9 protein-coding genes and 1 pseudogene are annotated in these 11083 nt (G+C 58.2%); 9 read left to right on the top strand and 1 reads right to left on the bottom strand.

The genetic code is table 11. The features are described from left to right. The 8 genes and pseudogenes from BW958_RS20220 to BW958_RS18635 form a co-directional block, all read left to right on the top strand. A pseudogene (locus BW958_RS20220) lies at positions 1 to 160 on the top strand (galactokinase); the annotation flags it as partial. Positions 161 to 360: 200 nt separating this feature from the next. Beyond that, entirely contained in the window at positions 361 to 873 is a 513-nt protein-coding gene (locus BW958_RS18665; protein ID WP_076577416.1) for a hypothetical protein, read from the top strand. A 42-nt stretch (positions 874 to 915) separates the two neighbouring features. Further along, positions 916 to 1260, top strand: coding sequence for a hypothetical protein (locus BW958_RS18660; RefSeq protein ID WP_076577415.1), 345 nt, complete (start codon positions 916 to 918; stop codon positions 1258 to 1260). Between the two features lie 29 nt (positions 1261 to 1289). Next, the gene (locus BW958_RS18655) at positions 1290 to 1562 is read left to right on the top strand and encodes a hypothetical protein (RefSeq protein ID WP_076577414.1); all 273 of its coding nucleotides are present in this window, start codon (positions 1290 to 1292) and stop codon (positions 1560 to 1562) included. Further along, positions 1559 to 1840, top strand: a complete 282-nt coding sequence (locus tag BW958_RS18650; RefSeq protein WP_076577413.1) for a hypothetical protein — start codon at positions 1559 to 1561, stop codon at positions 1838 to 1840. The genes BW958_RS18655 and BW958_RS18650 overlap by 4 nt, the downstream gene beginning before the upstream one ends. Further along, complete coding sequence (locus BW958_RS18645; RefSeq protein ID WP_076577412.1) at positions 1840 to 2157, top strand: hypothetical protein; 318 nt, start codon at positions 1840 to 1842, stop codon at positions 2155 to 2157. The genes BW958_RS18650 and BW958_RS18645 overlap by 1 nt, the downstream gene beginning before the upstream one ends. Beyond that, on the top strand, positions 2150 to 4234 hold the full coding sequence (locus tag BW958_RS18640; RefSeq protein ID WP_076577411.1) for a heavy metal translocating P-type ATPase: 2085 nt from the start codon (positions 2150 to 2152) through the stop codon (positions 4232 to 4234). Before BW958_RS18645 ends, BW958_RS18640 begins: the two co-directional genes overlap by 8 nt. 268 nt (positions 4235 to 4502) lie before the next feature. Then, entirely contained in the window at positions 4503 to 5516 is a 1014-nt protein-coding gene (locus BW958_RS18635; RefSeq protein WP_076577410.1) for a putative transporter, read from the top strand. 94 nt (positions 5517 to 5610) lie between these two features. On the opposite strand, the gene BW958_RS18630 is transcribed toward BW958_RS18635, so the two are convergent. After that, positions 5611 to 8082, bottom strand: a complete 2472-nt coding sequence (locus BW958_RS18630) for a TonB-dependent receptor plug domain-containing protein (protein ID WP_076577409.1) — start codon at positions 8080 to 8082, stop codon at positions 5611 to 5613. Positions 8083 to 8306: 224 nt separating this feature from the next. Here BW958_RS18630 and BW958_RS18625 point away from each other — a divergent pair, with 224 nt between their 5' ends. Next, on the top strand, positions 8307 to 11081 hold the full coding sequence (locus BW958_RS18625) for a M16 family metallopeptidase (protein ID WP_076577408.1): 2775 nt from the start codon (positions 8307 to 8309) through the stop codon (positions 11079 to 11081). The last annotated feature ends 2 nt before the right edge of the window (positions 11082 to 11083 follow it).

The following is an 11083-nucleotide window of genomic DNA, read 5'->3' as shown; positions in this document are numbered from 1 at the left end:
CATGACCGGCGGTGGCTTCGGCGGCTGCATCGTGGCCCTGCTGCGCCCGGAGAAAGTGGACGAAGTAATTGCTGCGGTCAACGCCGAATACCCGGTCCGCTTTGGTCTGGCCGCCGACTGCTACGTCTGCCACGCCCGAGATGGCGCGGGCAAGGTGTAAAAAAAAAGAGCAGTAGTGCCATCGCACTACTGCCCATCTCTCTCATCGCTCGCATCATGTTGATGCCAGAACTCAAGCCAAAACCTGTCACAACCATCAGATAGACTCGAAAAAAACTCCCTCACACTGACAGTGATCAATACTGTTTGATATCAATCGGTTGATAGTAGACCCACTTTTGATGTCGGGAGTTTGCCTGAGTGAATACACCTCGATGCCGACTGGCCGCGTCCATTGCTGGACGGCTGCGCCTTAAGTTCACTGAAATCCATCCAGCGGCCCTCGCTGCGCTGCAATCTGACATTGCGGCGATCCCGTCGGTGCGCGAAGTGCAGGCCAACGCAGCGGCTCGCTCGCTGGTGGTGCACTATGACGCCAGCACGCCGCAAGCCCTGATGGAGCAGCGCATCGTGTCACTGTGTGGTGGCGCGGATGCCGACCAAGCCAAGCGCGAGCCTGCACCAGTTGTGACCAAACCCACCTCGGCCCTGCGCTCTGCACCACCTGCTGGTCTGCGCCGTAGCCGCGGCCATCGCGCCGCCTGGCGCCGCCGCGCCAATCGTGGCGCCAAGATCACCGCCATGCTGGCCATGCCGCTCTCGATTGCCTTGGTCTATGCCGGCAACAAGCGACTGCATGCCGCCACCGGCTGGCTGGCTGTGGCCGCCATGGCGGTGCACATGGCCATTCACCGCCGTAACACCTTTAAGTAACCCTTTCTGAGCGGCGCCTGTGCCAGCTCACAAGGACGAGGCATGACACACATTGAACAACTGCGGGCCATTACCCGCTATCTTTCCATCGCGCACCATATTCCGGGCCGGATCCGGCTCAAAATGAAGCTCGAAGCGCTCGCCAGCCGCGAGTTTGATGCCATCGGGCAGGTCGGGCAGCTGCGCGCCATGATTGAGAGCATGCCCGGGATCCGGGATCTGCGCGTCAATCCGGCGGCCCTGTCGTGCGTGGTGGAATATGACCAGAGCGAGCTGCCAGCTTCCTTATGGGAGTCGCTTATCAAGGGGGAAGAGTGCGATGCCGTGCATGCCCTGCTCGAGCGCATCGCCCTTCATTACCAGACTTTTGCGCGCGACTCCGAGTGAGCCGCGCTCTGTAAACAAGGAGTATCACCATGATTCCGTTTATTGTTGGCGCCATCGCTGGGGCCTTGGCCGTTCGCACTGTGCAGCGCACTTCTGTGCGCGGCAAACTGCCCGCTATACCGGTGGGCCGCGTCAAAGAGGGGCTGCGCGATGCAACCCTCGCCAGCCTTAACTCTATCGAGCACTCCTCTGCCCGCCTGCGCCAGCGCATTGAGCGCCCGGCACCGGTAGAGAGTGACGCAGTGACACCGGACGTAGCGCCTGCAGCGGTTGCCCCCTCATCAGACGAGCCACAAGCATGACCTTGATTCGCAATGAACTGGCCAACCATTTCGTGCGTGGCGCCGTGGCCAGCGGCCTGTTAAGTGCCCTGCAAAGCAGCGGGAAATCCCAAAAACAAAAACGCAGCCGCGTACTGCGCCATGCCCTCCAAGGTGGCATTGCCGTGGCCGCAGGGCTCGGCGTAGCCAATGCCATTGAGCAGGGTAACCTGCGCCAGGCCGGCTTGCTGCTCGCTGGCGCTGCCTTGGGGATTGCCAGCACTGAAAAATTACTCGCTAACGTGAAGGAGAAAAAATAATGGGCAAAAAGAACAAGAAGGCCAAAAAACTGCTCAAGCAACAGGCCGCGCAAGGTATCAACAACGGTGCCACCAACGGGTTCGCCCAAGGCTGGCTTGGCAAGCTGCAGGCCAACCCGACCAACCAGCTGCTGCTCGGCGCCGCGCTTGGCGCAGCCGCTGCGTATGTGCTGAGCAACGACGAGATGCGTGAGAAGATTGTCCGCTCTGCCGTGCGTCTGTATAGCGACGTCGCTGGCGGCGTGGCCGAGCTCAAGGAGCAGGTCGCCGACATGCAGGCCGAGCTGCAATCCCAAGCTGGCGTGAGTCATGAGTGAGAGCGGCATGATGCTGGCCAGCCTGCATCCGGTGCATCACTGCCCGGGGCGAGTTCGCTGGCGTTATCAGCCGGGCCGTGCGGCGCTCGATGAAGCGGCGTTGATGCTTGCCATTCGCGAGCTGGCAGGCGTCAATTCGGTGCGCTTGAACCGCCGCGCCTGCTCGCTGATTGTCGAGTTTGATGAGCAAGTACTTGATGCGCTGCAGCTTGGCGAGCGTATTTTGGCGCTCAATCCAGCGCCGCGCTCCCATGCACCGCTTGCGTCCGAGCCAGCCACCAGCCGCACCCGGCTGGCTGCTAACGTGGCCGCCATGCTTGGGGTAAATCTGCTGCCGATACCGCTGCGCTTGCCGCTTTCGTTGCTGATGACGCTGCCGGTACTGCGCCACGGCGTGGGCGAGCTCACCACGCGTGGTCTCACCTCGCACGTGCTTGAAGCGATGGCCGTTTCCATCTCGCTGGCCAGCCGTGACTATCTGGCGGCCAATACCACCGCCTTTATGCTCGAGCTCGGCGAATATCTGGAAGATTCCATCTCGCGGCGCTCTGACGACATGCTGCGCGATCTGCTCAAACCCTCCAGTGACGAGATCTGGGTTGAGCGCGATGGCGTCGAAGTGCAAGTGCCCGCCAGCGAGGTGGCGGTGGGTGATACGGTAATCGTCGGCACCGGCATGGTGGTGCCGGTTGATGGCACCGTGCTCGGCGGCGAGGCGTTCGTCAACGAAGCCTCGATGACCGGCGAGAGCCGCGCCGTCGCCAAACAGCGCGGCGACGCCGTGCTCTCCGGCACCGTGCTTGAAGATGGCCGCATCCGCATCTATGCCGAACATGTGGGACAGCGCACCGCAGCTGCCCGCATCGCCGACTATGTGCAGCAATCCCTCACCGCCAAGAGCGAGGTGCAACTGCAAGCCTCGCAACTGGCCGATCAGCTGGTGCCGCGCGTACTCGGGCTGGCCACCGGCGCCTTCCTGCTCACCGGTGATGGAAGGCGCAGTGCCGCCGTGTTGCAAGCTGACTACTCTTGCGCGCTTAAGCTCGCCACCCCGGTTGCCTTCAAGTCAGCCATGTATGCCGCTGGCAAGGCGGGGATCCTGATCAAAGGCGCCACCGCACTCGAGCGGCTGGCCGAAGCGGATACCTTCATCTTTGACAAGACCGGCACCCTGACCAACGGCGATCTGGTGGTGACCGATTCGGTCACCTTCGACAATGCCTACAGCGCCGATGATCTTATCTGCCTCGCCGCCTCGGTGGAGGAGCACTACTTCCATCCACTGGCGATTGCCGTGGTAGAGGCCTCACGCAGCATCAAGGGCCGTCACTTTGACCACACCGAGGTGGAGTTTATCGTAGCGCACGGCGTAGCCAGCGAAATCGATGGCAAGCGCATCGTGGTGGGATCGCGTCACTTCGTCGAAGAGGATGAGGGCATCGATATCAGCCGCCATCAGGCCGCGCTGCATCAGCTCTATCTCGAGGGCAAGACGCTGCTCTACATCGGTTACGGTGGCAACCTCATCGGGGTGATAGCACTGCGCGATACGGTGCGCCACGAAAGTGCCGCGACCCTGGCGCGCCTGCGGGCCAGTGGGGTGAAGCGTATTTTGCTGCTGACCGGCGATCACCACGACCGAGCCATGGAGCTGGCCGAGCAACTGGGTATCGACGAGGTGTTTGCCCAACTGCTGCCCGAGGACAAAGCCAGCATCATTGAGGAGCTGACCGCCCAAGGTGCCCGTATCGCTTTTGTCGGTGATGGCATCAACGATGCCCCTGCGCTAGCCGGCGCCCATGTGGGCATTGCCATGCAGCGCGGCGCCGACATTGCCCGCATCTCGGCCGATATTGCCCTGCTCAAGGACGATATCAGTGCGGTGGCGCAGGCCCGCGAGCTCTCGTGCTCCGCCATGTCGCTGATCCATGACAACTACCGTCTGACCCTTGGCGCCAATACGGCCATCCTGGGCGCGGCAGCCGTGGGACTATTAAGCCCCATCGCCGCCTCAGTCCTGCATAACGGCACCACCATCGGTATTTTGCTCAACGCCCTGCGCGGTCGCCAGGCTTGAGCCACGCGGACAGAGCGGGCTATACCGCAGGGTGTAGCCCGTTTTTTGCCCTCGCCCGGCCTTAACAGTGACTCGACGCGTTATTCATGGACGCTGCAGCCACCTTTTGCTATTTCTAATCACCCCGTCTGAACACGCCTGCATAGACCGCTGTACTTGTGTCAGTGATCTGGCCAACACGCGCAGAGCCGGGAACCTTTACCACTACTGACGCTCTACATAATCATGTCATCGCGTTTATCTGTTTAAGCCGGAGTACGTTCTTCTTATGTTTCGCTCTTTCTTTCTGGACCGCCGCTGGGTTCACTGGTCCATTCTGGGCACGCTGCTCATTCTTGCGACCAACTGGTATAAGGTGCAGCTCGATGTCTCCATCAACGAGTGGTTTGGCAGTTTCTACAACACCATTCAGCAAGCCCTGACCCAACCGCATAGCGTCGATCAGTTTGAACTGATTCGCCAGCTGGGCTCGTTTGCCAAGATTGCCGCTATCTATGTGATTGTGGCTATCTTGCTCGACTTTTTTGTTCGTCATTACGTGTTTCGCTGGCGTAGCGCCATGCACGCCTACTACTGCCAGCATTGGGCCCGCCTGCGCCACATTGAAGGGGCGTCACAGCGGATCCAGGAAGACACCATGCGCTTTGCCCGCATCATGGAAGATCTGGGCGTGTCGCTGATGGAGTCGGTGATGACGCTGATTGCCTTCCTGCCGCTCTTGTGGGGCTTAAGTCATCACATCAAGGAGGTGCCGCTGATTGGCCAGGTGGATCACGTGCTGATCTACGTTGCGATTATCTCGGCAATTGGCGGCACCGTGCTGCTCGCCGTCGTTGGCATCAAACTGCCGGGGCTGGAGTTTAACAACCAGAAAGCCGAAGCGGCGCTGCGCAAAGAGCTGGTGCTGGGGGAAGACAATCCGCAGCGGGCCTCACCGCCGAGTCTGGCCGAGCTGTTTACCCATGTGCGGCGCAACTACATCGTGATGTATCGCCACTATCTCTACTTCAACCTGGCCAAATGGTCCTATTTACAATTTTCGGTGATCCTGCCCTACGTGGTGTTGGCCCCGACCATTGTCAGCGGCGCCATCACCCTCGGTATTTTGCAGCAGATCCAGCGCTCGTTCGGCCGGGTCTCCGACTCGCTGCAATATCTGGTCAACAGCTGGTCGTCGATTGTCGAGATGTTGTCGGTGTACAAGCGCCTGAAGGCCTTCGAGCAAAACATTAAACACCAGCCCGAGCTGGCAACGAGTGATGTGCAAAGCGAGCTGGATTAACTTCCAAGACGAGCCAATAGACCATAAAGCAAGGGCCAACCGCGTGGTTGGCCCTTGTTGTTTGTCTCATCGACTCATCATGAGTCACCGGGATTTAGTAGGTGTAGTTTACACCCAGCCACACCGAGCGTCCGGTGCGATAGGTGATCGTGGAGCTGGTGCTCTCAACGCGCGGAATGGCATTCAGCAAGTTGGTCACCTTCACATCCACACTGGCTGACTGGTTCTGCTGCTTGAAGAAGGTGTAGCGCGAGTTGAGGTTCACCGTGACCAGCGAGGGCAAGGTCACCTGCTCGTACACATCGTAATCGGTGCCATCTACCGTGATGGTTTCACCACTGTCTCCCAGATACTGGTAGTGGCCGCGATAATTCCAACGCAGGCTGGTCATAAAGCGCTCCGTCCAGTTGGATGTCACACCGATGGAGGCTTTGAGCGGCGCGGCAAAGTTGCTGCGCGCACTGACATCGGCCAGTTCATCGGTGTTAAGCAGCTGCCCCTGGTAATAGACCAGATCTTCCGGATCATCCCAGTCAAAGTAGTTGTTGGCAGTGCCATAGGTCTTGGTTTTCGACCAGAGCACATTGGCATTAAAGCTGTGGATTTGATAACGCCCATCCCACTCCAGTGACAATCCCTGATAGTCACTGCTCCCGTTGTTGGTCAGGTTATACACAGTGGTCGTGGTGGTTCTGCCAGTTACAGTGGTGTAGCTCTCATCACTCTGCTCGCCGTTAGAGAAACCATCACGGTTCTGTCGATACACCCCCTTGATACGGAAGTGACCGTTCAGCGGCATCGGCACCGTGATAGCGGCCGTCAACTCGTCGCTGTAGGGCGTATCCAGATCGCCTTGACTGTAGTCAGTAGATCGAGCACTCGAATAAGCCGCCCAGTTACCGATGGCCCCGGTGCTGGCACTGACGGTACGGCGGTAAATGACGGAGTCCGGATATTGCGAGCGGATAGCATAGCCAACCATATTGGCGGCGTAATAGCGATTCGCCCCCATGGTCAGGAAGGTGTCTGGCAAAAACTCCCAGTTAGTGGTCAGACGCGGCGCCAGGTTGTAGTTATCCATGAAATCGTCGTGACTGAGACGGGTGCCGGCGCGCACATCCCAATCCCCGAACTCACGGAAATACTCCAGCCAGTGCGCCTGACTGAACAGCATGACATGGGCATCATACGCCTGATAGTAGGTGTATTGGCGCAGCGCCACGTCATCGCGACAGGCCGTATCACCGCTGGTGCACTGTGCCGTCACGCCACTGTTCATCACGGTGCCAAGGCTATAGGCGTAGTAATCTTCAGGGCGCACCTTGCGGGCATCGGTCCAGCGCAATTCGGAGCCAAAGCTGATGTCACCGCCCAGCAGCGGCTGGCTGACATTGAACTCATACACCGTGTCCTGCTGCTTCTGGTCCAGATCGCCATGACCCCCTTCTGCACAGTTGGTGCTGTCGCACCAGTCCACCGAGGCGGCTTTCGAGGGCCAGCTGTAGCGATAACCATCCCATTCGCGGCTGGCATCAGAGAACTGGTAGGAGACCTTTTGTTGCCAGGTGCGAGCGCCACTGGTGCCATTGAGGGCGATATACGAGGACAAGCCATCAGAGTGCGTGATGCTTTCGCTATTGATGCTGTCATCCGGCTGATATTCACTGCCATAAGGGCTGTAAATAACCTGAGCTTCCAGATTGAGATCCGGAGAATATTCGTACAACGCCTTAAGCAGATAATTACTCGAGGTGTCACCGTTATCGTACTCACGTGAACCGTAATTTTCGCTCATCTGATATTTCACATCAGAGCCGGAGCGGGTCACCGAGGCCAGTACAAACAGCTTGTCAGTCAGCGGTAAATCAAACGAGATGGAAGACTGATATTTGTTGAAATCGGGGGGCGTCTTGGTCGTTTCACCATTGCCTTGCTTGTGATAACTGACCATATTGTCATTTTGATAACCCGCTGAGGCTCGGAAACCAAATTTCTTGGCAGGTTGGCGTAGTTTGTAATTCACCACCCCGCCGATGAAATTGCCATAACGTGCCGACACATTGGAATCGAACACATCCACACTGCCAATCAGACTTGGATCAACATACAGAGTTTGGGAAGTCTGCCCACCCACTTCGTTGAAATCGTCACGAGTGGTCGAGGTCACATCCATAATGCTGGTGGCCGACACCCCATCGATCATGATGTTGTTGTCGTAGTAGTTCCCGCCGGAAATGGAGAAGTCAGACGGACGAATTGACTGGACATCTTCGGCCTCACCCGACTGACGATCAATGTCCATCTGCACAAACGGCAAGCTCTCCAGCAACCCGGTGGTGTCCGTGCCCCCTTCGCGCCCCTCTTCCACTGTCTGCTGGCTGATCACACTGCGGCCGCTATCGACCGGGTCGAAACTCTCATAGCTGTTGGCAGCAGGCTCGGTGGTGTCGGTTTGGGTGGCGCCACTGGCCGCAACGGCCATCTCACCTAAATTGACCGCACTCTCTTCGGCCTGGGCAAATAACGACACCAGGCCCAGGCTGGTCGCCAAAAGGGTCTTTTTCATCTCATCCTCTGTATTTCTTATATGCCTGGCTCGCATCACTGCAGCAAATAAGCACTCTTTTTGTCCGAATGACCGGAACCACGGTGCAAGTGCGTGGATATTATTGCCAATGAGATATATTATCAATCGCACTTTTATTGCCAGTGCTGACAATGTTGAACGAGGATGTAATGACAACAAGAACAATAATAAAGTCGGGAGCCAAAGGATTCCTGTTATTTGGCGTGATCACCACGCAGCTTCTTTCCCCCCTATATGCAGCAGAGAAAAACGATTTCCAATGGCCACAGCCTAGCTGGACGCCGCAAATTATCAGTGAGCAACTCGATAACGGATTTCGTTATTTCGTCTACGACAGCGACAAGTCCAATGAACCGTTTAATCTGCGGCTGATCGTCAAGGCCGGTGCCATTGATGAAGAGAATCAGCGCGGCATTGCCCATGCGCTCGAGCACATGGTGTTCCGCAAAACGGCGCAGCATCCGGAAACCATTCACCGCTATTTGCAGCAGATTGGCTGGAAGACCGGCTTAGAGGTCAACGCCATGACCTCCATGAGCGAAACCCAATACATGATTCGCACCCGTCCCCACGATTCGCTGGATGTGGCTGGCGCGGTGACACTGCTCTCTGAACTGGCGCTGCACGCCCGTATCGAGCAATCGGAGTGGCAGCAAGAGCGCAAGATTGTGCTTGAAGAGATGCGGCAAAAAGATGGCTTGGCCAAGCGCATCAACGATAAGAAACGCTCAATTGCCCGCCACGATTCACGCTACGCCGACCGCTCCACCATAGGTAGCCGCGAGGATCTGCTCAAATCCGACGCATCGACCTTACGCGCCTTCTATCACCACTTCTACCAGCCGGCCAACATGGTGCTGGTCGCCTCGGGGAACGTGGATGTGGCCGCATTGCGTCAGGCGGTCAAACGCACCTTCGGCGCCGTGCCCAATCGCGAGCCCATTGTGCGCCCCTATCTGACTCTGCCGCTTAAACCGCAGTTGACTATCCGGACCATTCAGGAGCCGCAAGGCACCTCCAGCCAAGTCGCCTTGGGGCTACGCAGTGCGTTGCCACCACTCGATACACTGGCGGGAAAAAAAGCCTCCTTTGAGAATTATTTCTTGAGAAACCTGCTTAAAAACCAGATCAAGGTAGGCGCCGAAGCGCTGCCCGATGGAATTAGCAGCATCAATGCCGTACTCGATGAGCCTACCGAACAACGCCTCACCTTGGCGGTATCGGCCAAGACCCTGGATCATCGCGCCGGATTGCAGTTGATCCTCGAGCAGCTTGAGCGCCTGCGTCGAAGCGGGTTTGATCAGCAGGCGTTCAATGCGCTCAAAGAACAAGCTCGCGCGTCGCTGGCACGCAACGAAGAGCAAGTGGCCGGACGTGATTTTGCCAAATGGGAAGACAAGATCACCGAAGCCGTGCTTAAAGGCAGCGTGATTGAAGCGCCCGAGATCTATGAAAAGCGCACAACACAATGGCTCAACGAATTGACGGTGGCGGATCTCAACCTGCGTCTGCAGCAATTGCTGGCCGCCCCCGATCGGTTTATCTACTTCCAAAGACCGGGCACGCAACACAGCGCCTTGCCAGATGAACGTGACATCAAGCAGATGATGGATGCGGTGCACACACAGCCGCTTCCCCTTCGTCATGCCCCTGTCAGCGCGCCCACGCAGCAGCAACCGGTCAAACACGCCGTGAAAGCCCCCCGCCTGCCCGAGCCGCAGTCAGTGCGCCAGGGCGCCATCGTCAATACCCACCGCTTTGCGGCGCAACCGGTTATCCAGTGGCAACTTTCAAACGGCGATCGGGTGGTTTGGCTTAAGCGCAAGACCGCCAATGGCCAGCTGTTTTTGCGGGCCATCTCAAACGGCGGTTTCGACAATGATCGCTACCCGTCGGTGGTAAGCCAAAGCGCGGTTCAGATCTGGCAGCAAAGCGGTTTTGCCTTCTGGCGCAAGGAGCAAAACGATGCCTACCTTGCCAGCAAAACGCCGCACTGGAAGTGGGAGCTCAAAGCCCACATGCTTGATCTCGCCGCCATGGCCAACCCGGCGCAGTTGCCAGACCTGCTGCGCGAATACGTCACCTATCGCCAAGACGGCCAGATCCGCAGCGATGTCCTTGCTGCCGTGCGCCAAGACATCGAACAGGGGCTCTCGCAACAGCCAAGCGATTTGACCCGGGTGTGGAATGCTCTTGCCTCGGTCAAGAACAATAGCCAGCCAGCGGCCATGCCCACCTTGGGTGAGCTGCGCCAAGCGGCGCGCGATCATCTGGCCGCGCCGGTGACACTCTACGTGGTCGGTGAGATGGATGAGCGGCAACTGGCCACCCAGGTCACCCGCTATCTGGCCTCACAACCACGTCAGGCAAGCCTGAGTGCATCGCCCAATCCAGGCGCCATGGCCGGAGTGCGCGAGATGCACCTGCCCTATAACCAGGAGAACGTAGCAACCGTCCGGGTTGAAGCCCGCACGCCGATGCGCTGGACGCCGGAGCAGGCGTTTGTGGTCTCCAGCCTCAATCCGCTGATCCAGTCAGCGCTCAAAGAGGAGCTGCGCCTCAAGCTTAGCGGCGTCTACAGCATTGCCTTTGAGATGAATCTGGACATCAGCAGCAATGACGTGGTCTCGACCCTCTCTTTTAGCTGCGATCCGATACGTGCCGATGAGCTGCATCGCGCAGCCCTTGATGTGCTCTCTCGTCTAGCGCAAAGCCTGACTCCGGGTGCGATCAAACACCTTCAAGAGGACGTGAACTATGCCGAGAGCACGCGCCAAAAAGATGATAACAGCATGCTGCATCGTCTGATTTTAAGCGATCGCGCCTATGGCGACCCTCGCTATCTAGAGCACCAATCGACGCTACCCAAACGCATCAATCAGGCCGAGCTGGAGCGCACCATTCGCGCCATCTTCCCCCAGCCTAACCGGGCTAGCCTCATCACCCTGCCTCGCGGCCACCTTGTCACGGAGTCCTGACT

Source organism: Aeromonas sp. RU39B, assembly GCF_900156095.1.
GTDB lineage: Bacteria > Pseudomonadota > Gammaproteobacteria > Enterobacterales > Aeromonadaceae > Aeromonas.
The sequence above is the reverse complement of the archived record's forward strand: the minus strand, read 5'-3'. Positions and strand labels throughout refer to the sequence as shown.